A 25,242-nucleotide genomic window follows, 5' to 3' on the forward strand; every position below is an offset into this window, starting at 1 on the left:
CAAACAGGTATCAGACGATTGCTGATACGTGTGAAAGAACCGGTGGAGCGGTAGTTCAGTTGGTTAGAATACCTGCCTGTCACGCAGGGGGTCGCGGGTTCGAGCCCCGTCCGTTCCGCCAATTATTAAAAATTATGCCTGCTAAATTAGCAGGCATAATAGTAAGCGTAATTTAGGGGCGTAGCTCAGTTGGTAGAGCACCGGTCTCCAAAACCGGGTGTCGCGAGTTCGAGTCTCTCCGCCCCTGCCATATTTAAACCCTTCGCGAAAGCGAGGGGTTTTTTTTCGTCTCAATTTCCTGAAACTCCTCTCTATTTTTTAACCTCTTCCCCTTAGCCCCACTATTCTGGGGATTTGATTTGCACCAATGGGCTCAAAATCTTCGCTTTTGCCAGTTGTTTTTTGTCATGTTTTGGCTGAATACATGCACGAATTGATTGTTCTCCCCGTATGTGACCTCGCTCATGCTCCCATTTTCCCTATGTACTAAACCTAATCATCGTCTTATGACGACTATCAGACCCTGACAGCATTCTTTTATCCTTTTTCCGACAAAACTGTCGTAGCGGCTGAATGCGTATGTCGGGTAAACGTCCTGGCCGTACCCTACGAGTCATAACAAAAAGTAGCTCAGACTACACGCGAGGAAAGAAACATGTACAAACGCTTATTTGTGGCAGCAGCAGTAGCAACAGCATTTTGTGGCGCAGTTCAGGCGGCTCCGCTGGTTGTTGGTTTTTCGCAGATCGGCTCTGAGTCTGGGTGGCGTTCTGCGGAAACCAAAGTCTCTAAATCAGAAGCGGAAAAACGTGGTATTACACTGAAAATATCTGATGCTCAGCAAAAACAAGAGAACCAAATCAAAGCAATACGTTCATTCATCGCACAGGGTGTTGATGCCATTTTCATCGCTCCTGTTGTTGCTACTGGCTGGGCTCCGGTTCTGACCGAAGCTAAAGAAGCTAAGATCCCTGTGTTCCTGTTAGACCGTACGATCGAAGTCAGTGATCCGTCTCTTTACACTGCTGCAGTCGCTTCTGACAGCGTGTATGAGGGCAAAGTGGCGGGTGACTGGCTGGTGAAGGACGCTGCTGGCAAACCATGTAATGTTGTCGAATTGCAGGGTACGGTCGGTGCCAGTGTGGCGTTAAATCGTAAACAAGGTTTTGCAGATGCGTTGAAAGCTGCACCAAACGTCAAAATTATCCGCTCACAGTCCGGCGATTTCACCCGCAGTAAAGGCAAAGAAGTAATGGAAAGCTTCATCAAGGCTGAGCAAAACGGTAAGAACATTTGTGCTGTTTACGCCCATAACGACGATATGGCGATCGGTGCAATTCAGGCTATCAAAGAAGCTGGCCTGAAACCGGGTTCGCAGATCAAAATCGTCTCTATCGACGGTGTTCCTGATATCTACAAAGCTATGCTGGCGGGTGAAGCGAATGCTTCTGTTGAGCTGACACCAAACATGGCTGGCCCGGCATTTGATGCGCTGATTGCGATGAAAAAGGATGGTACGCAACCGAAGAAATTCATTCAGACTCAATCCGCGTTGATCCTGCCGGACATGGCTCAGAAAGAGTATGACATGAAGAAAAACATGGGTTACTGAGCCGGTTTACCGGCTTGTCTCACGGGCAAGCCGGTAACAATTATTCCCTTTTCGCTTATAGCGAATGCAGCAGGAGTAGTGACGTGACGGATAATCCTGGTTCAGAAACGCTGCTTGAAGTACGCGGTTTATCAGTTGAATTCCCCGGCGTAAAAGCGCTGGAAAATGTCGACTTTACCCTCGAACGCGGTGAAATTGTTGCCCTTTTAGGTGAGAACGGCGCCGGTAAGTCCACAATGATTAAGGCCCTCACCGGTGTCTATAAACGTTCTGCTGGCCAGGTCTTTCTTAACGGAAAACCGATCGAGCCAATCAGTACTGCTGATGCCCAGTCGCTGGGGATTGGTACGGTATATCAGGAAGTAAATCTCCTGCCAAATATCTCTGTTGCTGCCAACTTGTTCATCGGGCGCGAGCCAACCCGTTTCGGTCTGGTCAATCAGCGCAAGATGGAACAACAGGCCGACGCCCTTCTGGAAGGCTATGGGCTGCATCTGGATGTCAGCCAGCCACTCTCAACCTACTCCATTGCGATTCAGCAAATCGTGGCAATTGCCCGCGCTGTTGACCTGTCTGCACAGGTTTTAATTCTTGATGAACCCACCGCCAGCCTTGATGCCAAAGAAGTCAGTATGTTGCTCGATATTCTGGTTCAACTGCGTGATAAAGGGGTGGGGATGATTTTCGTCACCCATTTCCTCGATCAGGTTTATCGGATCAGCGACCGGATTACCGTTTTGCGAAACGGTAAGCGTGTGGGGTCTGAACGAACGGTGGATTTACCGCGTATCGATCTCGTACCGATGATGCTGGGACACAGTTTTGATGAAAACCTGCTCAAACGCACCGAACATAGAAATGTGACGGGTGAGCCGTTAGTGGATTTCAAAGACTATGGGCGTCGAGGTGTGGTCGAGCATTTTGACCTGAAAGTACGTCGGGGTGAAATCGTCGGACTGGCGGGGTTACTGGGATCAGGACGGACAGAAACCGCTCAGCTGATTTTTGGCATTAAAGGGCATGACAGCGGCAATGCACGTGTCGATGGCAAAGAAGTCGCCATCAGCACACCCAGAAAAGCGGCTAAACTGGGGTTTGGTTACTGCCCGGAAGATCGTAAAACCGATGGCATTATCGGCGCGGCTACAGTGCGTGAAAATATCATCCTTGCCTTACAGGCGCAGCGCGGCTGGTTGCGTCCTTTACCCATGAAAGAGCAGCATCAGATCGCCGAAAAATTTATCAAACTCCTCGGCATCCGTACACCGGGCACTGAGCAGGAAATTCAGTATCTTTCCGGTGGTAACCAGCAAAAAGTATTGCTGTCCCGCTGGCTTGCAACCAATCCTCGTTTCCTCATTCTCGATGAACCTACCCGTGGGATTGACGTCGGTGCCCATGCAGAAATCATCCGTCTGATTGAAAAACTTTGTGACGAAGGCCTGGCGTTACTGGTCATTTCCTCTGAGCTGGAAGAACTGGCGGGTTATGCCGATCGTATTGTTGTCTTACGAGACCGTCGTCATATTGCCGAAATTGAGCAGGCTGATATCTCCGTGCCAGCCATTATGAAAGCCATTGCGGCGCAATGAGGGGAGATAGTGATGAATAACAGGAGCCTGCCAATGACGGGAAAACCGCGCAAAGTAAGATGGGTATTTCCAAAAGGCGCCACGCAAATCGGTGCTTTCGTCGCAATATTAATCATAGACAGCCTGGTCGCCCCGGGCTTTTTCTCTATCCATATTCAGGATGGCCGCTTGTTTGGCAGCCTGGTGGATATTTTCAACCGTGGTGCCCCTGTCGCTTTGCTGGCTCTCGGGATGACGCTGGTTATTGCGACCGGCGGCATCGACCTTTCCGTCGGTGCGGTCATGGCGATTGCCGGTGCAACAGCCGCGACCATGACGGTGCAAGGATATCCGCTGATGATCGTGCTGCTGGCCTCGGTCGGGGTGGGGGCAATATGCGGTTTGTGGAATGGCTTTTTGGTCGCTGTTCTGCAAATTCAGCCGATTGTTGCCACGCTGATGCTGATGGTCGCCGGACGTGGCATCGCACAGCTGATTACGGAAGGGCAAATCGTCACGTTTGAACACAATGGTCTATCGCAGTTTGGCAGTGGTTCTTTGTTCTATCTGCCAATGCCGGTGATCATTGCCGTCGCCATGCTGGTTCTTGTCTGGGCGCTGACGCGGAAAACAGCGCTTGGCCTGTTCATCGAATCAGTCGGCATCAATATCCGTTCTGCTTATAACGCCGGCGTAAATGCCCGTTTAGTGCTGATCTCCACTTACGTCATTTGTGGGATTTGCGCGGCCGTTGCGGGCGTTATCATAACGGCTGATATTCGCGGAGCGGACGCCAATAATGCCGGACTATGGCTGGAACTTGATGCCATTCTTGCCGTCGTCATCGGCGGCGGCTCGTTACTGGGTGGACGTTTTAACCTGCTTCTTTCGGTTGTCGGTGCACTGATCATTCAGGGAATGAATACCGGCATTCTGCTCTCCGGCTTCAAACCGGAATTCAACCTGGTGCTGAAAGCTCTGGTGGTGCTCGCTGTACTGGTAGTTCAGTCTCCCCGCGTCTCTTTCAGTAATCTGTTCCGGAGGAAAGGATAATGCTCAAAAGAAATCTGCCCCTGCTGATTACGATCGTGGTTTTCCTGGCCGGATACGCCTATTGCTTCACTCAGTTCCCCGGTTTTGCATCCACACGCGTGTTTTTTGATTTGCTGACGGATAACGCGTTTCTCGGCATCGTGGCCGTCGGGATGACATTTGTCATCTTATCCGGCGGCATCGATCTGTCAGTGGGTTCTGTTATCGCTTTCACCGGTGTTTTGCTGGCGAAACTCATCGGTGCTTATGGCATCGCGCCTGGCTATGCCTTTGTCATCGTGCTGTTGATGGGCACCACGTTTGGTGCGCTGATGGGATGGATCATTGATACGTTGAAACTGCCTGCTTTCATCATCACGCTGGCGGGCATGTTTTTTGTGCGCGGTATGAGTTTTATTGTTTCGGAAGAATCGTTGCCGATTAACCATCCGGTTTATGAATTCCTCGCCAATTATGCCTGGAAAATGCCCGGTGGTGGTCGTTTCACATTGCTGGCTCTGGTTATGCTGCTGGTGGTGCTTGGCGGGATTATTCTGGCTCACCGTACGCGATTCGGTAACAACGTCTATGCCGTTGGCGGCAGCAATGTGTCGGCTGCGCTGATGGGGGTGCCGGTAAGGCGTACCACGATTTATATCTACATGCTGTCCAGTACGCTGGCGGTCTTATCGGGCATCATTTTCTCGCTCTACACTTCTGCGGGTTATGCACTCGCGGCGAGTGGTGTAGAACTGGATGCTATCGCCTCTGTTGTGATTGGCGGGACGTTACTGAGTGGCGGCGTAGGCACGGTTTTAGGCAGCTTGTTTGGTGTGCTTATTCAGGGGCTGATCCAAACCTACATCACTTTCGATGGTACGCTTAGTTCGTGGTGGACCAAAATCGTGATGGGCGTTTTGTTGTTTATCTTCATCGGATTGCAAAAAGGGATGGGCAGCTTCTGGACAGCCAGAAGAGCGCGCCATCCGCGACCAGAACCGTCCTGAAACAGGACGGTATCAGAAATTAGTGATCAGCGGTGTTTTGAGTAACTGACGGATCAACACTTGCTGGTCGCTGGTTTGCAGCCAGACGGCGTAAAGCGGGCGGATCACCGGCGGAACATCTTCATGTGCGGCCAGTTGCGGATATTCTTTGGCCCAGTGCGCAGGCAGGAACGCACAACCGCCGGTATTTTCCAGCAACTGACGCGTCAGATGTGCAGAGGTTGTGGTTAACACCGGTTCCTGATCGCTGTTTTGCAGTTTTTCCTGCTGAGGAAAATCAGCGCCCCATTCCAGCTTCACATACGGTGATTGTTCGCTTCTGACCGTTTTCTGCGATGAGAATAGTCGTAACGAGAAATTACCTAGTAACTGACTTGAGAGCTCGTCCATCTTTGGTGGCTCGGTGGTGATCAGCAAATCCAGTTGTCTTTCATGCAATTGTTTGACCAGCGACTGACGCAGTGCAATGCGCGCCTCAAGCCTAAGCGTGCCACGCTGGGTGTAAAGAGACTGCAGCCACGGGGTCAGATAGGCTTCCCAGAGCGACGCCGTCGCACCAATCGACAATTCTGTGTGCTGTAACGAGCGTACAACCTCTTTTTTCGCCATTTGCCACGTTGACATAAGATTCTCTGCATAAGGCAGCAGACGTTCTCCTGCGGGCGTTAAGCGGATGTTATTGCGATGCCGTGTGAATAAATTGGCGCCAAGTTGGGTTTCCAGTTGCCGGATACGAAAGCTGACAGCGGATTGAGTCAGGTAAAGGGATTCCGCCGCCCGACCAAAGTGGCGAGTTCTACTGACCTCCAAAAAGGTTTTCAGTAATTCCGTGTCCAAAACTATCTCCAATATTTTTTGTCGTTAAGATTTAAATGTTTTGTTTTACACAATGTCAAGCCTAACTAATACTCCGCGCCATAACAGCACGACCATGAGAGAATTAGGAGCGTGTCAGATGGCGGAAAGCTTCACCACGACAAGTCGTTTTTTTGATAATAAACATTACCCTCGCGGGTTCTCCCGGCATGGCGATTTCACCATTAAAGAAGCGCAAATGCTAGAACGTTACGGCTTTGCTTTTAACGAGCTGGATCTGGGAAAACGTGAGCCCGTTACCGACGAAGAAAAACTGTTCCTGGAGGTTTGCCGTGGTACGCGCGAACCGGTAACGGATGCAGAAAAAGTGTGGAACAAATACATTGTCCGCACTCGTCGTCCGAAGAAATTCCACACGTTGTCTGGCGGTAAACCGCAGGCTGACGCTGTAGAAGACTACACGGAAAGCGATGACTAATGAAACGGGGCGATGCCCCGTTTTTTTATGCCAGGCTCTTATGTAGAGTTAACAATAGCCTATCCATGCTGCGATAGCTCAGTGCTTCAGCAATATGTCTTCGTTCAATCGATTCCTCGCCACCCAAATCAGCCAATGTTCTCGCGACTTTCAGAATGCGATGCCAGGCTCTGACCGATAATCCCAGTTTGTGCAGGACTTCTTCCAGAAATTCAGCATCTGCTTTGGTTAACACACAGTACGTCTCCACTTCGCTACTGCTCAGATGCGCGTTGACTTTTCCCGCGCGTTTTAACTGAATTTCTCTGGCGGTCAGTACCCGTTCCCGTACTTGTACACTATTTTCCCTGAGCACAGGCGTATGGTTTTGCTGGCTCAAAATGCCGGGCGGCAGGAGCGGGACTTCAATCGACAGATCGAATCTGTCGAGAAATGGCCCGGAAAGCCGGCTCAGGTAGCGTAAAACCTGCTGTGGCGGTGTGCGGTTATGAATGCCCTGATAGTGTCCGGTCGGGCTGGGATTCATCGCTGCAATCAGTTGCGCTCTTGCCGGATAGCGGACTTTCGCCCGTGCACGGGAAATGGTGATTTCGCCGGATTCCATTGGCTGGCGCAAGGCATCAAGAACCTGGCGCTGAAATTCTGGCAGTTCGTCGAGAAACAATACGCCGTTATGTGCCAGTGATATTTCTCCCGGTCTGGGTAACGACCCGCCTCCCACCAGCGCGCTCATGGATGTGCTGTGATGCGGTGCACGAAAGGGGCGGATGCGTGAAAACTCGCCGTCATCTTCGGGGTTATACACCAGGCTGGCAATGGCGGCCGTTTCCAGCTTTTCCTCGTTACTCATGGGCGGCAGTAAACCGGGCAACCGGCTAGCCAGCATGGTTTTTCCGGTGCCAGGAGGCCCAATCAACAATAAATTATGCCCTCCCGCTGCCGCCACTTCGAGCGCGCGCTTTGATTGCTCCTGTCCGATGATATCGGCAATGTCAGGTTGATACTCGGGCGGAGGCGCCGTCGCCGGAAATTCAATCGGTGGCAAATTGTCCTCGCCCTGAAGGAATGCGCAGACCTGCAATAAGTGCCCGGCCACCTGCGCTACACCGGGATCAAGAAGCGTCATTTCCGTCTGATTACTTTGCGGCAGGATCAACACCCGGCCTTCTTTTTGCGCCTCAAGTGCCGCCGGAATCGCGCCATTTACGCTGCGCAGCGCACCGGAAAGGCCCAGCTCACCCAGAAACTCGTACTCCTCAAGCTTATCGCCCTGAAGCTGCTCTGAGGCCACCAGAATCGCCAGCGCGATGGACAAATCATACCGGCCGCCTTCTTTGGGTAAATCAGCGGGTGCAAGATTGACGGTGATGCGTTTGGCCGGAAAGGTAAACCCGCAGTTGATGATGGCGCTGCGAACCCGATCTCTGGCTTCCTTGACGGTGGTTTCCGGTAAACCGACCAGTGTCAGGGCCGGTAATCCGTTGCTGATATGGACCTCGATCGAGACACCGGGTGCCTGAACCCCCAGCGATGCGCGGGTATATACCACGGCTAATGACATGCTTTTTCCTTTCTATGAGCTCTGCTGACGGCAGCATGCCTGAGCTGGAAACGCTTTCGGGAAGAAGTTTGCTGCAATGCGTAATGCGATGGGAAAATAATCTGCAAGTCACCGACTTAACATGAAGGGATGCGAACTGCTTCGCAACGACAGCAATACTCCTTAACAGTTTAAGGTTTCTGGAAACAAATTAGCGGACTAATTAAGTTGCCGCAAATACCGGCAGGGGTGTTTAATCTTGCTGTATTTAACAATAAATAAACAAATAGAGAACACTGATTAACATCTCTCTGCCTGACCAGGGATTTTCCGCAATGCCCTGGTGAGTGCACTACCTGCAGCTATTCCGAAATAGGGACTCACCCATGTTTGGTTGGACTTCTCGGCAGCGTAACGTTGCCATCGCCAGCTTTCTGAGCTGGACTCTCGACGCTTTCGATTTCTTCATTTTGGTCTTCCTGCTCAGCGATATCGCATCGGCATTTCAGGTAGATATCAAACAGGTCACGCTGGCAATACTGCTGACGCTGGCCGTGCGACCGATTGGGGCGTTGCTGTTCGGGCGTGCGGCGGAAAAGTACGGGCGCAAGCCGGTGCTGATGGTCAATATCGCGCTATTTTCTTTCTTCGAGCTGTGTACTGCGGCGGCACCTTCCCTGACCGTTTTCCTGATCCTTCGCGTAATTTACGGCATTGCGATGGGCGGTGTCTGGGGCGTAGCTTCTTCTCTGGCGATGGAAACCATACCTGACCGTTCCCGTGGCGTGATGTCGGGGATTTTTCAGGCGGGTTATCCGTTTGGTTATCTGCTGGCGGCGGTGGTATATGGTTTGCTGTTTAATGTGGTCGGCTGGCGCGGCATGTTTGTGATTGGTGCTGTGCCGGTTTTCCTGCTGCCTTTCATCTGGTTCAAAGTACAGGAATCGCCGGTCTGGCTGGCGGCGCGGGAACGCAACGAAAGCACGGCACTGATGCCGGTGCTGAAGAAAAACTGGAAGCTATGTATTTATCTGGTTGTGCTGATGGCGGGTTTTAATTTCTTCAGCCACGGTACGCAAGATCTCTATCCGACGTTCCTGAAAGTTCAGCACGGTTTTGACGCACATACCGTCAGTTTAATCGCCATAAGCTACAACATTGCGTCAATTATCGGTGGGATCTTCTTTGGTTCGCTGTCTGAGAAAATTGGTCGTAAGAAAGCGATTATTATCGCCGCGTTGCTTTCACTGCCGGTCATTCCATTATGGGCCTTCTCCGGCGGTTCATGGATGCTGGGGCTGGGCGCGTTCCTGATGCAGTTTATGGTGCAGGGCGCATGGGGCGTCGTGCCGACTTATCTGACCGAACTGGTGCCTGCTAACACGCGCGCGGTTCTGCCGGGGTTTGTTTACCAGCTCGGTAATCTGATTGCTTCGGTTAATGCGACGCTTCAGGCTTACATTGCCGAAAGCCACGGACACAACTACGGACTGGCGATGGCAATTGTGGCCGGTACCGTCGCCATTCTGATTTCTGTTCTGGTGGCATTTGGCCGGGATACCCGTGGAAAAGCGATTGCTGGAGCAATAAATAATCAAACGGCAAATCATCACGCTAAGTTTTGATTTTTCAGATGATTTTTCATGGTTTCTGCAACGGACTGCAAATAATAACGCAAGAAAAATGTTGTCATTAATCATCTTACTGTGATAACTCTGTAGGCAATCGTTCGCAATATGAATTTTAGAAACCTAAAAATGAAAGCCCTTCTCCTCGTAGTTAGCCTAGTCGTGATTAGCGTGGTGGTGATTATTATCCCACCGTGCGGGGCTGCACTTGGACGAAGAAAGGCTTATTAAACAAGCCTGAACCTGAAAAGAAACCCCGCACCGAAAGGTCCGGGGTTTTTTTTTGGGTCAGGAATTTCAGAGAACAGAGAAGCGGGGTCGGAAAATGAGCAACAGCATAATATTCTGCACTTGTCGCAAAAAGGCAGGAGAATAAAGATGAACGGAGCACAATGGGTAGTACAAGCGTTGCGTGCGCAGGGTGTAAATACAGTATTTGGTTATCCTGGCGGGGCAATCATGCCGGTATACGATGCATTGTATGACGGCGGCGTGGAACACCTGTTGTGCCGGCATGAGCAGGGTGCTGCAATGGCCGCCATCGGCTATGCCCGTTCTACCGGAAAAGTTGGCGTCTGTATCGCCACTTCCGGTCCTGGCGCAACCAACCTGATCACCGGTCTGGCCGACGCGCTGTTAGACTCCGTTCCGCTGGTGGCCATCACCGGGCAGGTTGGTTCTGCCTTCATCGGCACCGATGCCTTCCAGGAAATCGACGTTTTAGGGTTGTCCCTGGCCTGCACCAAACACAGTTTCCTGGTTGAATCTCTGGAAGCGCTGCCGGAAATCATGGCGGAAGCCTTTGCCATCGCCAGCTCCGGTCGTCCGGGCCCGGTTCTGATCGACATTCCGAAAGATATCCAGCTGGCCGTGGGTGAATTACCGCCGCATCTGGTGGCGGTTGAAGAAACTTTTCCGCATCCTGCCGCTGAATTACAACAAGCCCGCGCCATGATCGCTGCCGCGCAAAAACCGATGGTTTACGTCGGTGGCGGTGTCGGTATCGCGCAGGCCGTTCCGGCATTACGCGAATTCATTACTGCGACAGGTATTCCTGCGGTAGCAACGTTGAAAGGTCTGGGGGCGCCGGATGCCAGCGACCCATGTTATCTGGGTATGCTGGGCATGCACGGTACCAAAGCGGCGAATCTGGCTGTTCAGTCCTGCGATTTGCTGATTGCCGTCGGTGCACGTTTCGACGACCGCGTGACCGGGAAGCTGAATACTTTTGCGCCAGACGCCGCGGTTATCCACATGGATATCGATCCGGCCGAGCTGAACAAATTGCGCCAGGCGCATGTGGCGTTGCAGGGTGATCTGAATGCGCTGTTACCGGCGCTGCAACAACCCCTGAACATCAACGCCTGGCGTGATGAAGTGATGACGCTGAAAGCGCAGGGCGAATGGCGCTACGATCATCCGGGTGAAGCGATTTATGCGCCGTTGTTACTGAAACAAATCTCTGACCGTAAATCGGCCAATACCGTGGTGACCACCGACGTCGGCCAGCATCAGATGTGGACCGCGCAACATATGCAGTTCACTCGCCCGGAAAACTTCATCACCTCCAGCGGTCTGGGCACGATGGGTTTCGGCGTTCCTGCCGCCGTCGGCGCACAGGTTGCCCGCCCCGACGATATGGTGATCTGCGTTTCCGGTGACGGTTCATTCATGATGAATGTTCAGGAGCTGGGCACCATCAAGCGAAAACAGTTGCCCGTCAAAATCCTGTTGCTGGATAACCAGCGATTAGGGATGGTTCGACAGTGGCAGGAATTGTTCTTCGACGGACGCTTCAGTGAAACCAACCTCTCCGATAACCCCGATTTTGTCACGCTGGCCAGCGCATTCAACATCCCCGGCCAGCGTATACACCGTAAAGATCAAGTCGATGCCGCTCTGGACGCTTTCTTCAACAGTGAAGGTCCGTATTTGCTCCAGGTTTCCATCGACGAAAATGAGAATGTCTGGCCGCTGGTTCCACCGGGCGCAGGCAACGAAACCATGCTGGAGAAAATGTCATGATGCAACATAACGTCTCAATTCAGGCCCGCTTCCGCCCCGAAATGTTAGAGCGCGTATTACGCGTCGTCCGTCACCGTGGTTTTCAGGTGTGCGCAATGAACATGACGCCGATGGTCAATGCGGAAAACATAAATATCGAATTGACCGTTGCCAGTCAGCGGCCCGTAGATTTACTGTCTTCACAGTTACGCAAACTTATGGATGTCGCTTGTGTCGAGATCCAGCAACATACATCACAACAAATACGCGCGAATGCGTGAGTAAAGGAACGAGAGAATGACGAAGAAAGCTGATTACATTTGGTTCAACGGCGAGATGGTTCCGTGGGCAGAAGCTAAAGTCCATGTCATGTCACACGCACTGCATTACGGCACTTCCGTTTTCGAAGGCGTGCGTTGCTACGACTCCCATAAAGGCCCGGTCGTATTCCGTCACCGTGAACATATGCAGCGTCTGCGCGATTCCGCAAAAATTTACCGTATGCCTGTTTCCCAGAGCGTGGACGAGCTGATGGAAGCTTGCCGCGAAACCCTGCGCAAAAACAATCTGGTCAGCGCGTATATCCGTCCGCTGGTGTTTGTCGGCGATGTGGGTATGGGCGTTAATCCGCCGGACGGCTACAAAACTGATGTGATCATCGCCGCCTTCCCGTGGGGCGCGTATCTGGGTGAAGAAGCGCTGGAGCAGGGTATCGACGCGATGGTGTCTTCATGGAACCGCGTTGCTGCAAACACCATTCCAACCGCTGCGAAAGCCGGTGGTAACTACCTGTCCTCCCTGCTGGTCGGCAGCGAAGCACGTCGTCACGGTTATCAGGAAGGTATCGCGCTGGACATTCACGGCTATGTGTCTGAAGGCGCTGGCGAAAACCTGTTTGAAGTGAAAGAAGGCATTCTGTTCACACCGCCATTTACCTCTTCTGCCCTGCCAGGTATCACCCGTGACGCTATTATTAAACTGGCAAAAGACCTGGGTCTTGAAGTGCGTGAGCAAGTTCTGTCCCGTGAATCCCTGTATCTGGCAGACGAAGTCTTCATGTCCGGTACCGCTGCAGAAATCACCCCGGTGCGCAGCGTTGACGGCATTCAGGTCGGTATCGGTAAACGTGGTCCGGTGACCAAACAAATTCAGGATGCATTCTTCGGCCTGTTCACCGGCAAAACCGAAGATAAATGGGGTTGGCTGGATCCAATCAACCCACAATAATTTTACCCGTCATCCTTCAGGCCGCCTCCGCGTTCGCTGCCTGGTGCAACCCGAATGATTCAGGGTAAATAAGAAATTCAGCAGGTGGCGATATCGCTGCCTGCTAAACAGAAATGATTTGGAGTGAACAGAGCATGCCTAAGTACCGTTCCCACACCACGACACACGGCCGCAACATGGCTGGCGCACGCGCATTATGGCGCGCTACCGGCATGACGGATAACGATTTTGGTAAGCCCATTATTGCCGTCGTCAACTCATTCACCCAGTTCGTGCCGGGCCACGTGCATTTGCGCGATCTGGGTAAGCTGGTTGCCGAGCAAATCGAAGCGTCCGGCGGCGTGGCGAAAGAATTCAACACTATCGCTGTGGATGACGGGATTGCCATGGGGCATGGCGGCATGCTGTATTCATTGCCTTCACGCGAACTGATTGCTGACTCGGTGGAATACATGGTTAACGCGCACTGCGCTGATGCCATGGTGTGTATTTCCAACTGCGACAAAATCACCCCGGGAATGCTGATGGCGTCACTGCGCCTGAATATTCCGGTGATCTTCGTTTCCGGTGGTCCGATGGAAGCCGGTAAAACCAAACTGTCTGACAAAATCATCAAACTCGACCTGGTCGATGCGATGATTCAGGGCGCAAACCCGAACGTCAGTGATGCCGACAGCGAACAAATCGAACGTTCTGCCTGTCCGACCTGCGGCTCCTGTTCCGGTATGTTTACCGCCAACTCCATGAACTGTCTGACCGAAGCGCTGGGCCTTTCTCAGCCGGGTAACGGTTCATTGCTGGCTACTCACGCCGATCGCCGCGATTTGTTCCTTAACGCCGGTCGCCGCATCGTTGAGCTGACCAAACGTTATTACGAAAAAGACGATGAAAGCGCATTGCCGCGCAACATCGCCAGCAAAGCGGCATTCGAAAACGCCATGATCCTGGATATCGCGATGGGCGGCTCGACTAACACCGTTCTTCACCTGCTGGCTGCCGCGCAGGAAGGCGAAATCGACTTCGACATGACCGACATCGACCGTCTGTCACGCAAAGTCCCGCACCTGTGTAAAGTCGCGCCAAGCACTCAGAAATACCACATGGAAGACGTTCACCGTGCCGGTGGCGTGCTGGCGATTCTGGGTGAACTGGATCGCGCCAATCTTCTGAACCGCGACGTGAAAAACATTCTTGGCCTGACCCTGAACCAGACGCTGGATCAGTACGACATCATGCTGACCAAAGACGAAGCGGTGAAAAAAATGTTCCGCGCCGGTCCCGCAGGTATCCGTACTACCCAGGCGTTCTCACAGGATTGCCGCTGGGACACATTGGATGATGACCGTGCCGATGGCTGTATCCGTTCTCTGGAACATGCTTTCAGTAAAGACGGCGGTCTGGCCGTGCTTTACGGCAACATCGCCGAAGCGGGCAGTATCGTTAAAACGGCGGGCGTGGATAAATCCAACCTGACTTTCCGTGGTCCGGCAAAAGTGTACGAAAGCCAGGACAGCGCAGTTGAAGCGATTCTTGGCGGCAAAGTGGTTTCCGGCGACGTTGTTGTGATTCGTTACGAAGGGCCGAAAGGCGGGCCGGGCATGCAGGAAATGCTGTATCCGACCACTTACCTGAAATCCATGGGTCTCGGCAAAGAGTGCGCGCTGATTACCGATGGTCGTTTCTCCGGCGGCACATCCGGTCTGTCTATCGGCCACGTTTCTCCGGAAGCGGGCAGCGGCGGCCTGATTGCACTGGTGGAAGATGGCGACATCATCGATATCGACATTCCGAACCGTAGCATGGTGCTGGATGTGCCTGCGGCAGAACTGGCGGCGCGTCACGAAGCTGAACTGGCACGTGGCGACAAAGCCTGGACGCCGAAAAACCGCGAACGTGTGGTTTCACTTGCGCTGCGTGCTTACGCATTGCTGGCGACCAGTGCCGATAAAGGCGCAGTGCGCGACAAGTCTAAGCTGGGAGGCTGACAGTCATGGCGGTATCACAACCTCTACCCGACCAGCCGTGCGGCGCAGAATACCTGCGTGCCGTGCTGCGTGCGCCGGTTTATGAAGTCGCACAGGTTACGCCTTTGCAGGTCATGGAAAAGATCTCTTCCCGGTTGGGTAACACCATTCTGGTGAAGAGGGAGGATCGTCAGGCCGTCCACAGTTTTAAACTGCGCGGTGCCTATTCGATGATCGCCAGCCTGACGGAAGAACAGGCTGCGCGTGGCGTTATCACTGCGTCCGCGGGAAATCACGCGCAGGGTGTTGCATTGTCGGCGACCAAAAAAGGCATCAAATCTCTGATTGTGATGCCGGTTGCCACAGCGGATATCAAAGTGGATGCCGTGCGTAACTTTGGCGGTGAAGTGTTGCTGCATGGCGCGAATTTCGATGAGGCGAAAGCCAAAGCGATCACGCTGTCGCAGGAACAGGGCATGACTTTTGTGCCGCCATTTGATCATCCGGCGGTGATTGCCGGGCAGGGCACGCTGGCCATGGAGTTGCTGCAACAGGATGCGCATCTCGACCGCGTATTCGTGCCTGTCGGCGGTGGCGGTCTGGCCGCTGGTGTCGCCGTGCTGATCAAACAACTGATGCCGCAGATTCAGGTCATCGGTGTTGAAGCTGAAGATTCTGCCTGTCTGCGCGCGGCAATGGACGCCGGTGAACCGGTCGACCTGGCGCGTGTGGGTTTGTTCGCAGAAGGCGTGGCGGTGAAACGTATCGGCAACGAAACGTTCCGCTTGTGTCGCGAATATCTTGATGACGTCATCACCGTCGACAGCGATTCAATTTGTGCCGCGGTGAAAGACTTGTTCGAAGACGTGCGTGCGATTGCTGAACCTTCCGGTGCGCTGGCGCTGGCAGGACTGAAGAAATACGTGCAGCAGCACAATATTCAGGGCGAACGACTGGCGCATGTGCTTTCCGGCGCGAACGTGAATTTCCACGGTCTGCGTTATGTGTCGGAACGCTGTGAGCTGGGCGAGCAACGCGAAGCGCTGCTGGCGGTGACCATTCCTGAGCGCAAAGGCAGTTTCCTGAAGTTTTGCCAGTTGCTGGGTGGCCGTTCGGTGACAGAGTTCAACTACCGTTATGCCGATGCCGACAACGCCTGCATTTTTGTGGGCGTGCGTCTGACGCGCGGTCACGCTGAGCGTCAGGAAATTATCGACGAACTGAATCACGACGGTTATCAGGTTGTGGATCTGTCCGACGATGAAATGGCGAAACTTCATGTGCGTTACATGGTGGGCGGGCGTCCGACCAAACCTCTGCGCGAGCGGCTTTACAGCTTTGAATTCCCGGAATCTCCGGGGGCTTTGCTGAAATTCCTGCATACGCTGGGCACGCACTGGAATATTTCGCTGTTCCATTACCGCAGTCACGGTACCGATTTCGGTCGTGTGCTGGCCGCGTTTGAGCTGAACGAGGAAGAGCCGGAGTTCGAGCAGAACCTGTCGGCGCTGGGTTATGACTGTCACAACGAAAGTGATAATCCGGCGTTCCGCTTCTTCCTGGCGGGCTAAAACTAAACGGGGCATCTGAAAAGTGCCCCTTTTTTATTCTGTAAACGTTCAGAGCAACTGCCAGAACGCGTCGATCAGTGGCTCGCTAAGGCGTTTTCTTTGCACGCAGACGCCCAGTTCCAGCGGCGCGCCGAGCGTGATGTTATCCAGAATGGAAATACGGTTGCGCACCGGTTCCGGGCTGTTATCGACCACTACGGACGGGATCAGCGCGATGCCGCAGCCGAGCGCGACCATCGATACAATGGCTTCGTGGCCGGATACCGTGGCATAAATCAGCGGATTGCTCAGGCGGTTGCGTTTGAACCAGACGTCAATGCGTTTTCGCGCCGGGCCATGTTCCGGCAGGATGAAGGGAATTTGTGACCAGTCCGGATGCGGCTCACTGACCTGGGTGCGGACGGCGCAGGGCAGGGAAGGAGAAATCAGGATCATCGGGATTTCGCCGATCTGCGTGAAATCGACGCTGCCCGGCAAACTTTCCGGACGTCCGGCAATCGCCAGATCCGCTTCGGTGGACTGGACTTTTTCAACCGCATCCGCAGCGTCGCCGGTGGTGAGTTTGATTTCGACCAGCGGATGCTGCGCACGGAAGCGGTCAAGGATTGGCGGCAAATGGCTGTAGGCGGCCGTCACCGAGCAGAACAGGTGCAGTTCGCCGCTCAGCGTCGGGCCATGCTGATCCAGCCCGCTGCGCAGTTGCTGGTAATGCAGCAGTGTCTGCTGGGCAAAGTTTTTGAGTTGTTCACCGGCACTGGTCAGTTGCACGGTGCGGTTATCACGCTGAAATAACGGCTGGCCGAGTTCTTCTTCCAGCCGCTGGATCTGGCGTGACAACGTGGACGGGCTGACATGCATCGCCTTCGACGAACGGCCAAAATGGCGGCTTTCCGCCAGATGTAAAAACAGTTTCAGATCACGTAAGTCCATAAAGAATATCCGGCTCTTTGGTTTCACAGATGACAGGCTAAGTATATTGCATAATTTGCAACGTCATCTTCGTAATATATCAATTTAAGCAATGTGTCACATGACATATAGTGAATTCACGGCGTTCACCGGCTCACCGGTGAAACAAAAAATAACAGCACTTACCTCGATAGAACGGAGCAAGACATGGCTAACTATTTCAACACACTGAACCTGCGTCAGCAGCTGGCACAACTGGGCAAATGCCGCTTTATGGGTCGCGATGAATTCGCGGACGAAGCCAGCTACCTCAAAGGTAAAAAAGTGGTGATTGTAGGCTGTGGCGCACAGGGCCTGAACCAGGGGCTGAACATGCGTGATTCCGGTCTGGATGTGTCCTACACCCTGCGTGCAGAAGCGATTGCTGAGAAGCGTGCTTCATGGCGTAAAGCGACCGAAAACGGCTTTAAAGTCGGTACTTACGAAGAACTGATCCCGCAGGCAGATCTGGTTATTAACCTGACACCAGACAAACAGCACAGCGCGGTAGTGAAAGCGGTTCAGCCTCTGATGAAAGACGGTGCAACACTGGGCTATTCCCACGGCTTCAACATCGTTGAAGTGGGCGAGCAAATCCGTAAAGACATCACCGTGGTGATGGTTGCGCCGAAATGCCCGGGTACCGAAGTGCGTGAAGAATACAAACGTGGTTTCGGTGTACCAACACTGATCGCCGTTCACCCGGAAAACGACCCGAAAGGCGAAGGCATGGCGATCGCTAAAGCCTGGGCAGCTGCAACCGGCGGTCATCGTGCAGGTGTTCTGCAATCTTCCTTCGTTGCCGAAGTGAAATCTGACCTGATGGGCGAGCAGACTATCCTGTGCGGCATGTTGCAGGCGGGTTCTCTGCTGTGCTTCGACAAACTGGTTGCTGACGGCGTTGATGAAGCTTACGCAGAAAAACTGCTGCAGTTCGGCTGGGAAACCATCACCGAAGCGCTGAAACAAGGCGGCATCACGCTGATGATGGACCGTCTGTCTAACCCGGCGAAGTTGCGTGCTTATGCGCTGTCCGAACAACTGAAAGAGATCATGGCGCCGCTGTTCCAGAAACATATGGACGACATCATCTCTGGCGAATTCTCCAGCGGCATGATGGCTGACTGGGCGAACGACGATAAGAAACTGCTGACGTGGCGTGAAGAGACGGGCGCAACCGCATTCGAAAACGCGCCACAGTTCGAAGGTAAAATCTCCGAGCAGGAATACTTCGACCACGGTGTTGTGATGATTGCGATGGTGAAAGCAGGTGTTGAGCTGGCTTTCGAAACCATGGTAGCTTCCGGCATCATCGAAGAATCTGCTTACTACGAATCACTGCACGAACTGCCGCTGATCGCCAACACCGTTGCACGTAAGCGTCTGTACGAAATGAACGTGGTAATCTCCGATACGGCTGAATACGGTAACTACCTGTTCGCTAACGCTGCCGTACCGTTGCTGAAAGAGTTCATGACCACTCTGCAGGCAGGCGATTTGGGCAAATCAGTTGCCGAAACTCAGGTTGATAACGCGCAGCTGCGCGATGTTAACGAAGCGATTCGCAATCACCCGATTGAGTCCATCGGCCGCACCCTGCGTGGCTATATGACCGACATGAAACGCATTGCTGTAGCGAGTTAATTCATTAACCCTCAGGTATGAAATAGAAATAAAAAGGGCACTGCATGAAAATGCGGTGCCCTTTCTTTTGGTTCTGTCTGAGGCAGAACTTAGTTGCGGTACAAAATCTTAATGATGTGGTAACCGAACTGAGTGTGCAGCGGGCCCTGTGGCTCGATCAGCGGCGCAGAGAAAACCACTTTATCGAAAGCTGGCACCATTGCGCCTTGCTTGAATTCACCTAAATGGCCGCCTTTCTTGCCTGACGGACAGGTGGAATGTTTTTTAGCCAGTTTCTCAAAATCGCCACCGTTCTTCAGTTGTTCCAGAAGATCAAGTGCCTGTGCTTCTTCCTTTACCAGGATATGCATTGCTGCGGCAGTTTTTGCCATGATAAGACCTTTTTGCGAGAGTGTTTCCAGAGGCGTAATGTAACATCTGAAACACTGCGGGGGGAATCCGGCCTGCATTCCATACATCACAAATTGCGCCTTAAAGCCTGTCAATCTCAGGCGATGTTTCTGCTACAATCGCCGTCCTTGTCTATCAGGTGAGCAAAAATACGCCATGCGATTAAACCCCAGCCAACAACACGCCGTCGAATTCGTCACCGGACCCTGCCTGGTTCTGGCGGGGGCTGGCTCCGGTAAAACCCGTGTAATTACCAATAAAATCGCACACCTGATCCGTGAATGTGGCTATCAGGCACGTCACATTGCGGCTGTCACCTTTACCAATAAAGCCGCGCGTGAAATGAAAGAGCGTGTTGCACAAACCCTCGGTCGCAAAGAAGCGCGGGGCTTGCTTATTGCAACGTTCCACACGCTCGGGCTGGAAATCATCAAACGCGAATTTGCTGCCCTGGGGATGAAATCTAACTTCTCTTTATTTGATGATCAGGACCAGCTGGCGCTGCTGAAAGAGCTGAGCGAAAAATGGCTGGAGAACGATAAAACATTATTGCAGCAGCTGGTTTCCACGATCTCCAACTGGAAAAACGATCTGGTTGATCCTTCGCATGCCGCCGGGCTGGCGCGATCTGAACGTGATCAAATCTTTGCGCACTGCTACAGCCTTTATCACGATCATATGCGCGCGTGTAATATTCTCGACTTCGATGACCTGATCCTGTTGCCTACGTTACTGCTGCAAAGTAATGAAGAAGTGCGTGAACGCTGGCAGAACAAGTTGCGTTATCTGCTGGTCGATGAATATCAGGACACTAACACCAGCCAGTACATGATGGTGAAATTGCTGGTTGGCAACCGCGCACGTTTCACCGTTGTTGGTGACGATGACCAGTCGATTTACTCCTGGCGCGGTGCTCGACCGCAAAACCTGGTGCTGCTGAAAGAAGACTTCCCGCAGTTACAGGTCATCAAACTTGAGCAAAATTACCGTTCCACCCAGCGTATTCTGAAAGCTGCCAACATTCTGATTGCCAATAATCCGCATGTGTTCGAGAAGCGCTTGTTCTCTGAACTGGCTTATGGCGAAACGCTGAAGGTCGTGACGGCGAATAATGAAGATCATGAATCCGAGCGGGTGGTCGGTGAGCTAATTGCTCATCATTTCATCAACAAAACCGCTTATGGCGATTACGCGATTTTGTACCGTGGTAACCACCAGTCGCGTTTGTTTGAAAAAATGCTGATGCAAAACCGCATCCCGTACCGGATTTCCGGCGGCACGTCCTTCTTCTCCCGACCGGAGATTAAAGATCTGCTGGCCTATTTGCGTGTGCTGACCAATCCGGACGACGACAGCGCATTCCTGCGCATCGTTAACACGCCACGTCGTGAAATCGGCGCGGCCACCCTGCAGAAACTGGGGGAGTGGGCCAATCAGCGCAACAAAGGGCTGTTCAAAGCCAGTTTTGATATGGGGCTGAGCCAGTCTCTGACCGGACGCGGGCTGGAATCCCTGCAACGTTTCACGCACTGGATGGGCAATATCTCTGAGCTGGCCGAACGTGAGCCGGTTGCGGCTGTCCGGGATTTGATCCACGGCGTTGACTATGAAAGCTGGCTGTTTGAAACCTCGCCAAGCCCGAAAGCGGCTGAAATGCGCATGAAAAACGTTAATCAGCTGTTCAGCTGGATGACGGAAATGCTTGAGGGTACCGATCTGGATGAGCCAATGACGCTCACGCAGGTGGTCACCCGCTTCACGCTGCGTGACATGATGGAACGCGGTGAGAACGACGAAGAGCTGGACCAGGTTCAGCTGATGACGCTGCATGCTTCGAAAGGGCTGGAGTTCCCGTATGTGTATCTGGTCGGTATGGAAGAAGGTTTGCTGCCGCATCAGAGCAGTATCGATGAAGACAACGTGGATGAAGAGCGGCGTCTGGCTTATGTGGGGATTACCCGGGCACAAAAAGAGCTGACGTTTACACTCTGTCGCGAACGCCGTCAGTACGGCGAGCTGATCCGTCCGGAACCGAGCCGCTTCCTGCTGGAGTTACCGCAGGATGACCTGGCCTGGGAAAGCGAACGTAAAGTGGTAAGTGCGCAGGAACGCATGGTGAAAGGGCAAAGCCATCTGGAGAAAATTCGCGAGCAACTGGCGAAAGCGAAAGGCGGCAATTAGGCATTAAACATGAGCCATTAAAAAAGCAGAGGCTGATGAATCAGGTCTCTGCTTTTCTAACGTTTTACAACTGCTCATCACTGTTCTTCGACAAACAGCGGCCAGTGGACATAACTTTGCCAGTGGCTTTCCTGCTCTAATTCTTCAGCGCGCAAAGGATGCTGTTCCAGCCAACCCTGCGGCACAATCACACTCAGTTCATCATCATTAGCACGTAAACGCACAGCCGGCAGTGTGTCGTCGCGACGACGGCTGGCAAATATAATCGCCAGGCGCAGAATACGACAAAGACGTTGTGCCTGACGCGGCGGCACGGCGTTTTGCTCATTGAGCAACGGTAAATCGAGCATGTTGTTCTGGTTTTGCAGTAACGTCGCCAGCAGTTTTTTCTGCGCCGGCGTGAAACCCGGTAAATCCAGATGACGGATCAGATAGGCTGCGTGATGCGGTGCTTTCTTGAAATCGACACTCAGACCAATTTCGTGGATCAGGCAGGCACTGTTGAGCAATTCACGGGCACGGGCATCCAGCTTCCATTCCTGAGCCACCTGCAGCGAAAAGTTCTCGGCCAGTTGCGCCACGCGCTCGGCCTGCTCGTTATCCAGCAGATAACGGCGTTGCAGATTACGTAGCGTACGCTGACGGATATCCTGCTCGATCGGCAAATGCAGCATGCCGTAAACCAGACCTTCACGCAGTGCACCACCCGCCAGTGTCATCATCTCGATGTTCAGCGTTTTGAAAATGGCGATCAGAATAGACAGTCCGCTCGGGAAAACCAGCGCACGTTCAAGGGTCAGACCTTCAATCTCCAGTTCTTCCAGCTTGCCGCACTGAATGGCGCGCTGTTTGAGCTGCTGAAGTTTAGGCAGAGTGATGCGTTCATCCATGCCCTGAGCGACCATGATTTCCTGCAAGGCTTGCACGGTACCTGAAGCGCCGACACAAATCTGCCAGCCATTGGCAATCAGCTCAGGTGCCACAGGAAGGATCATGTCGGTCGCAGCCTGTTCAGCCTGATCAAAGTTTTCTTTTGCCAGATTTCGATCTGCAAAATACTGCTCGAGCCAGGTGACGCAGCCCATCGAAAGGCTATAAAGCGTGGTGGCCTGAGCCCCAATGCCGGTCACCAGTTCGGTGCTGCCACCACCAATATCGACCACCAGACGTTTATCTGGCCCGCCCGTGGTGTGAGCAACGCCGTGATAAATCAGACGTGCTTCTTCTTCACCGGTAATGACCTGAATCGGGCAACCGAGAATTGCCTGAGCTTTACCCAGAAACTCATCGGCATTGCTGGCAAGACGCAGCGTTGCGGTGGCAACCACACGAATTTGGTCGCGCGGGATATCCTGCAATCTTTCAGAAAATAGTTTCAGACATTGCCAGCCACGCTGCATCGCTTCCTGAGAAAGCAGGTTTTGTTTATCCAGACCGGCTGCCAGACGCACTTTGCGCTTAATTCTGGCGAGGGTCTGGATACTGCCTGCCACCTCACGAACAACCAGCATGTGAAAGCTGTTAGAGCCCAGATCAATCGCTGCATACAGTGAGGTGGAACTTAACATAGGTTATCAGCCCGGACGTTTACGGTTGCTACGTGGTGCACTGCTGCGACGTGAAGACGAATTACTGTTGCGGCGCGGGCCGTTACCGGTGCGCGAGCGGGCAAGACGTTTTGCAGGAGGCAAATCAGTTAACAGCGCATCGCTGTTGTATTTACTCACCGGAATGCTGTGGCCGGTATAGGTTTCAATCGCTGGCAGATTCAGGGCATATTCTTCACACGCCAGGCTGATGGAATGACCACTCAGACCCGCACGGCCGGTACGACCAATGCGATGCACGTAGTCTTCACAGTCGTCAGGCAAGTCATAGTTAAAGACGTGTGTCACGGCAGGAATGTGCAAACCACGGGCAGCAACGTCGGTCGCAACCAGAATATCCAGCGTGCCTTTAGTGAAGTCTTCCAGAACGCGAAGGCGTTTTTTCTGCGGGACGTCACCGGTCAGCAAACCGACGCGGTGTCCGTCGGCAGCCAGATGGCCCCAGACATCTTCACAACGGTGTTTGGTGTTTGCAAAAATAATGCAACGATCCGGCCATTCTTCTTCAATCAGCGTCTGTAACAGGCGCATTTTTTCTTCATTTGAAGGATAGAACAGCTCTTCCTGAATACGGTGGCCCGTTTTTTGTTCCGGTTCGATCTCAATCGACTCGGCATTATTCATGTTTTCGAACGCCAGTTCTTTCACACGATAGGAAAGCGTTGCTGAGAACAGCATGTTCAGGCGTTGATTAGCAGGAGGCATCCGGCGGAACAACCAGCGGATATCTTTGATGAAGCCCAGATCGAACATACGGTCTGCTTCATCCAGTACCACCACCTGGATCGCGCCCAGGTCGATGTGGTTCTGTTTAGTGTAATCGATTAAACGGCCGGTGGTTCCGATCAGGATGTCCACGCCGCTTTCCAGCACTTTAAGCTGTTTGTCGTAACCGTCGCCGCCATACGCCAGACCTAATTTCAGCCCGGTAGATTCAGATAATGCTTCGGCGTCGGAGTGAATCTGCACCGCGAGTTCACGCGTAGGTGCCATGATCAAGGCACGCGGCTGGTTAGTCTGACGACCTTCCGCAGCAGGGTGAGAAAGCAGATAATGGAAAGTAGACGCTAAAAAAGCCAGCGTCTTGCCGGTACCGGTTTGCGCCTGACCTGCAACATCACGCCCAGCGAGCGTGATTGGCAATGCCAATGCCTGAATAGGAGTACAGTAATGGAAGCCTTTCTTTTCAAGGGCTTCTACTGCCAGCGGGTGCAGGGCGAAGTCGGAAAACTTCTGTTCGGTCAAGTGTGTTTTGCTCATAGTGTGGTAGAATATCAGCTAACTATTGCTTTACGAAAGCGTATCCGGTGAAATAAAGTCAACCTGATGTTGGTTAATGCTACATCAACAAGGTAAAGATAATCCTTTGGAGTAAACATGAGCGATAAAATTATTCACCTGACCGATGACAGTTTCGACAACGACGTATTGAAAGCCGAAGGGCTGGTGCTGGTCGATTTTTGGGCAGAGTGGTGCGGACCATGTAAGATGATCGCTCCAATTCTGGATGAAATTGCCACTGAGTTCGAAGGCAAGCTGACCATCGCGAAACTGAATATCGACGAAAACCCAGGTACTGCACCTAAATACGGCATCCGTGGTATTCCTACCCTGCTGTTATTTAAAGGCGGCGAAGTCGCAGCAACTAAAGTTGGCGCACTGTCGAAAGGTCAGCTGAAAGAGTTCTTAACAGCTAATCTGTAATCGGTCGGGATGACCCAAGCCAGGTGTTTAGCGGGCTGTCGTGTTTTTCACATTGTCCGCTAGACGCCTGTCAAGAAGCGTGCTAAGTTTACGCTTACTGCAAATAGAGCTTACCTGTAGTTTGATTCTTACGTTTTACTCTGTTGTGTCAAAAACATCTGCCTATAAAGTTTCTTTGAATAATAATTAAATTGAACTGGCACTGTGCTTGACCATCTAACGGTTTTGACAAAATCGGCTTTAAGACACCTTCAATATCAGCATTATCCCTCAAGAATCGCCCGCGAGCGACTACCTGCGGCTGGATTTCCGGGCTGT

Annotated in this window: 21 protein-coding genes and 2 tRNA genes; 17 read left to right on the forward strand and 6 right to left on the reverse strand. The window is 52.7% G+C overall.

Features of this window, described 5'->3' with window-relative positions:
* Positions 1-44 precede the first annotated feature (44 nt).
* The 6 genes from LC431_RS20260 (at position 45) to yjfF (ending at position 5,222) form a co-directional block, all read left to right on the forward strand.
* Positions 45-121 (forward strand) — tRNA-Asp (locus tag LC431_RS20260).
* Between the two features lie 53 nt (positions 122-174).
* Positions 175-250, forward strand: a tRNA-Trp gene (locus tag LC431_RS20265).
* Between the two features lie 405 nt (positions 251-655).
* Positions 656-1,612, forward strand: a complete 957-nt coding sequence (gene ytfQ, locus LC431_RS20270) for a galactofuranose ABC transporter, galactofuranose-binding protein YtfQ (RefSeq protein ID WP_013577556.1) — start codon at positions 656-658, stop codon at positions 1,610-1,612.
* A gap of 110 nt (positions 1,613-1,722) precedes the next feature.
* On the forward strand, positions 1,723-3,204 hold the full coding sequence (ytfR, locus tag LC431_RS20275; protein ID WP_217217339.1) for a galactofuranose ABC transporter, ATP-binding protein YtfR: 1,482 nt from the start codon (positions 1,723-1,725) through the stop codon (positions 3,202-3,204).
* A gap of 12 nt (positions 3,205-3,216) precedes the next feature.
* Complete coding sequence (ytfT, locus tag LC431_RS20280) at positions 3,217-4,236, forward strand: galactofuranose ABC transporter, ATP-binding protein YtfT (RefSeq protein WP_148232211.1); 1,020 nt, start codon at positions 3,217-3,219, stop codon at positions 4,234-4,236.
* Positions 4,236-5,222, forward strand: coding sequence for a galactofuranose ABC transporter, permease protein YjfF (yjfF, locus tag LC431_RS20285; protein WP_013577553.1), 987 nt, complete (start codon positions 4,236-4,238; stop codon positions 5,220-5,222). Before ytfT ends, yjfF begins: the two co-directional genes overlap by 1 nt.
* Positions 5,223-5,234: 12 nt before the next feature.
* Here the strand turns inward: yjfF and hdfR are convergent, their stop codons facing one another.
* Positions 5,235-6,059 (reverse strand): HTH-type transcriptional regulator HdfR, encoded by an 825-nt coding sequence (gene hdfR / locus LC431_RS20290; RefSeq protein WP_013577552.1) that lies wholly within the window; start codon positions 6,057-6,059, stop codon positions 5,235-5,237.
* Positions 6,060-6,177: 118 nt separating this feature from the next.
* Between hdfR and LC431_RS20295 the strand changes: the two genes are divergently transcribed.
* Positions 6,178-6,516 (forward strand): DUF413 domain-containing protein, encoded by a 339-nt coding sequence (locus LC431_RS20295; protein WP_013577551.1) that lies wholly within the window; start codon positions 6,178-6,180, stop codon positions 6,514-6,516.
* 25 nt (positions 6,517-6,541) lie between these two features.
* On the opposite strand, the gene LC431_RS20300 is transcribed toward LC431_RS20295, so the two are convergent.
* Positions 6,542-8,077, reverse strand: coding sequence for a YifB family Mg chelatase-like AAA ATPase (locus LC431_RS20300; RefSeq protein ID WP_121020201.1), 1,536 nt, complete (start codon positions 8,075-8,077; stop codon positions 6,542-6,544).
* Between the two features lie 365 nt (positions 8,078-8,442).
* On the opposite strand from LC431_RS20300, the gene LC431_RS20305 reads away from it, so the two are divergent.
* The 7 genes from LC431_RS20305 to ilvA all read left to right on the forward strand — a co-directional run bounded on the left by LC431_RS20305 (position 8,443) and on the right by ilvA (position 16,450).
* On the forward strand, positions 8,443-9,681 hold the full coding sequence (locus LC431_RS20305; protein WP_013577549.1) for an MFS transporter: 1,239 nt from the start codon (positions 8,443-8,445) through the stop codon (positions 9,679-9,681).
* A 132-nt stretch (positions 9,682-9,813) separates the two neighbouring features.
* Positions 9,814-9,915 (forward strand): ilv operon leader peptide, encoded by a 102-nt coding sequence (gene ilvL, locus LC431_RS20310; RefSeq protein WP_015699153.1) that lies wholly within the window; start codon positions 9,814-9,816, stop codon positions 9,913-9,915.
* Positions 9,916-10,062: 147 nt separating this feature from the next.
* Entirely contained in the window at positions 10,063-11,709 is a 1,647-nt protein-coding gene (gene ilvG, locus LC431_RS20315) for an acetolactate synthase 2 catalytic subunit (RefSeq protein WP_013577548.1), read from the forward strand.
* Complete coding sequence (gene ilvM / locus LC431_RS20320) at positions 11,706-11,969, forward strand: acetolactate synthase 2 small subunit (RefSeq protein ID WP_013577547.1); 264 nt, start codon at positions 11,706-11,708, stop codon at positions 11,967-11,969. Before ilvG ends, ilvM begins: the two co-directional genes overlap by 4 nt.
* A 16-nt stretch (positions 11,970-11,985) precedes the next feature.
* A complete protein-coding gene (locus tag LC431_RS20325) occupies positions 11,986-12,915 on the forward strand; it encodes a branched-chain amino acid transaminase (RefSeq protein WP_013577546.1) in 930 nt (309 codons plus the stop codon).
* 134 nt (positions 12,916-13,049) lie between these two features.
* Positions 13,050-14,900, forward strand: coding sequence for a dihydroxy-acid dehydratase (gene ilvD / locus LC431_RS20330; protein ID WP_013577545.1), 1,851 nt, complete (start codon positions 13,050-13,052; stop codon positions 14,898-14,900).
* 5 nt (positions 14,901-14,905) lie between these two features.
* The gene (ilvA, locus tag LC431_RS20335; protein WP_013577544.1) at positions 14,906-16,450 is read left to right on the forward strand and encodes a threonine ammonia-lyase, biosynthetic; all 1,545 of its coding nucleotides are present in this window, start codon (positions 14,906-14,908) and stop codon (positions 16,448-16,450) included.
* Between the two features lie 48 nt (positions 16,451-16,498).
* On the opposite strand, the gene ilvY is transcribed toward ilvA, so the two are convergent.
* Positions 16,499-17,380, reverse strand: a complete 882-nt coding sequence (ilvY, locus tag LC431_RS20340) for an HTH-type transcriptional activator IlvY (protein ID WP_013577543.1) — start codon at positions 17,378-17,380, stop codon at positions 16,499-16,501.
* A gap of 186 nt (positions 17,381-17,566) precedes the next feature.
* Between ilvY and ilvC the strand changes: the two genes are divergently transcribed.
* Positions 17,567-19,042, forward strand: coding sequence for a ketol-acid reductoisomerase (ilvC, locus tag LC431_RS20345; RefSeq protein WP_013577542.1), 1,476 nt, complete (start codon positions 17,567-17,569; stop codon positions 19,040-19,042).
* Between the two features lie 89 nt (positions 19,043-19,131).
* Here ilvC and ppiC read toward each other — a convergent pair whose 3' ends face one another.
* Positions 19,132-19,413: a peptidylprolyl isomerase PpiC gene (gene ppiC, locus LC431_RS20350; RefSeq protein WP_015690589.1), complete on the reverse strand. Its 282-nt coding sequence runs from the start codon at positions 19,411-19,413 to the stop codon at positions 19,132-19,134.
* A 175-nt stretch (positions 19,414-19,588) separates the two neighbouring features.
* Here ppiC and rep point away from each other — a divergent pair, with 175 nt between their 5' ends.
* Positions 19,589-21,613, forward strand: coding sequence for a DNA helicase Rep (gene rep, locus LC431_RS20355; protein ID WP_013577540.1), 2,025 nt, complete (start codon positions 19,589-19,591; stop codon positions 21,611-21,613).
* Between the two features lie 77 nt (positions 21,614-21,690).
* Here rep and gppA read toward each other — a convergent pair whose 3' ends face one another.
* Both gppA and rhlB read right to left on the reverse strand, forming a co-directional pair.
* Positions 21,691-23,181 (reverse strand): guanosine-5'-triphosphate,3'-diphosphate diphosphatase, encoded by a 1,491-nt coding sequence (gppA, locus tag LC431_RS20360; RefSeq protein ID WP_013577539.1) that lies wholly within the window; start codon positions 23,179-23,181, stop codon positions 21,691-21,693.
* A gap of 6 nt (positions 23,182-23,187) precedes the next feature.
* Positions 23,188-24,480, reverse strand: coding sequence for an ATP-dependent RNA helicase RhlB (gene rhlB, locus LC431_RS20365; protein ID WP_013577538.1), 1,293 nt, complete (start codon positions 24,478-24,480; stop codon positions 23,188-23,190).
* Between the two features lie 117 nt (positions 24,481-24,597).
* Between rhlB and trxA the strand changes: the two genes are divergently transcribed.
* On the forward strand, positions 24,598-24,924 hold the full coding sequence (gene trxA / locus LC431_RS20370; RefSeq protein WP_013577537.1) for a thioredoxin TrxA: 327 nt from the start codon (positions 24,598-24,600) through the stop codon (positions 24,922-24,924).
* Positions 24,925-25,242: the final 318 nt, after the last annotated feature.

Origin of the sequence: Rahnella sp. GSA61A (assembly GCF_019969905.1) — a bacterium.
Classification (GTDB): domain Bacteria; phylum Pseudomonadota; class Gammaproteobacteria; order Enterobacterales; family Enterobacteriaceae; genus Rahnella; species Rahnella aceris.

Excerpts from the sequence above, each read along its gene's own strand:
- LC431_RS20305 (WP_013577549.1), top strand. The coding sequence starts at position 8,443 with ATGTTTGGTTGGACTTCTCGGCAGCGTAACGTTGCCATCGCCAGCTTT.
- ytfQ (WP_013577556.1), top strand. The coding sequence starts at position 656 with ATGTACAAACGCTTATTTGTGGCAGCAGCAGTAGCAACAGCATTTTGT.
- ilvG (WP_013577548.1), top strand. The coding sequence starts at position 10,063 with ATGAACGGAGCACAATGGGTAGTACAAGCGTTGCGTGCGCAGGGTGTA.
- trxA (WP_013577537.1), top strand. The coding sequence starts at position 24,598 with ATGAGCGATAAAATTATTCACCTGACCGATGACAGTTTCGACAACGAC.
- ilvA (WP_013577544.1), top strand. The coding sequence starts at position 14,906 with ATGGCGGTATCACAACCTCTACCCGACCAGCCGTGCGGCGCAGAATAC.
- ppiC (WP_015690589.1), bottom strand. The coding sequence starts at position 19,413 with ATGGCAAAAACTGCCGCAGCAATGCATATCCTGGTAAAGGAAGAAGCA.
- ilvL (WP_015699153.1), top strand. The coding sequence starts at position 9,814 with ATGAAAGCCCTTCTCCTCGTAGTTAGCCTAGTCGTGATTAGCGTGGTG.
- gppA (WP_013577539.1), bottom strand. The coding sequence starts at position 23,181 with ATGTTAAGTTCCACCTCACTGTATGCAGCGATTGATCTGGGCTCTAAC.
- rhlB (WP_013577538.1), bottom strand. The coding sequence starts at position 24,480 with ATGAGCAAAACACACTTGACCGAACAGAAGTTTTCCGACTTCGCCCTG.
- LC431_RS20325 (WP_013577546.1), top strand. The coding sequence starts at position 11,986 with ATGACGAAGAAAGCTGATTACATTTGGTTCAACGGCGAGATGGTTCCG.
- yjfF (WP_013577553.1), top strand. The coding sequence starts at position 4,236 with ATGCTCAAAAGAAATCTGCCCCTGCTGATTACGATCGTGGTTTTCCTG.
- LC431_RS20300 (WP_121020201.1), bottom strand. The coding sequence starts at position 8,077 with ATGTCATTAGCCGTGGTATATACCCGCGCATCGCTGGGGGTTCAGGCA.
- ytfT (WP_148232211.1), top strand. The coding sequence starts at position 3,217 with ATGAATAACAGGAGCCTGCCAATGACGGGAAAACCGCGCAAAGTAAGA.
- ilvY (WP_013577543.1), bottom strand. The coding sequence starts at position 17,380 with ATGGACTTACGTGATCTGAAACTGTTTTTACATCTGGCGGAAAGCCGC.
- rep (WP_013577540.1), top strand. The coding sequence starts at position 19,589 with ATGCGATTAAACCCCAGCCAACAACACGCCGTCGAATTCGTCACCGGA.
- LC431_RS20295 (WP_013577551.1), top strand. The coding sequence starts at position 6,178 with ATGGCGGAAAGCTTCACCACGACAAGTCGTTTTTTTGATAATAAACAT.
- ilvC (WP_013577542.1), top strand. The coding sequence starts at position 17,567 with ATGGCTAACTATTTCAACACACTGAACCTGCGTCAGCAGCTGGCACAA.
- ilvD (WP_013577545.1), top strand. The coding sequence starts at position 13,050 with ATGCCTAAGTACCGTTCCCACACCACGACACACGGCCGCAACATGGCT.
- ilvM (WP_013577547.1), top strand. The coding sequence starts at position 11,706 with ATGATGCAACATAACGTCTCAATTCAGGCCCGCTTCCGCCCCGAAATG.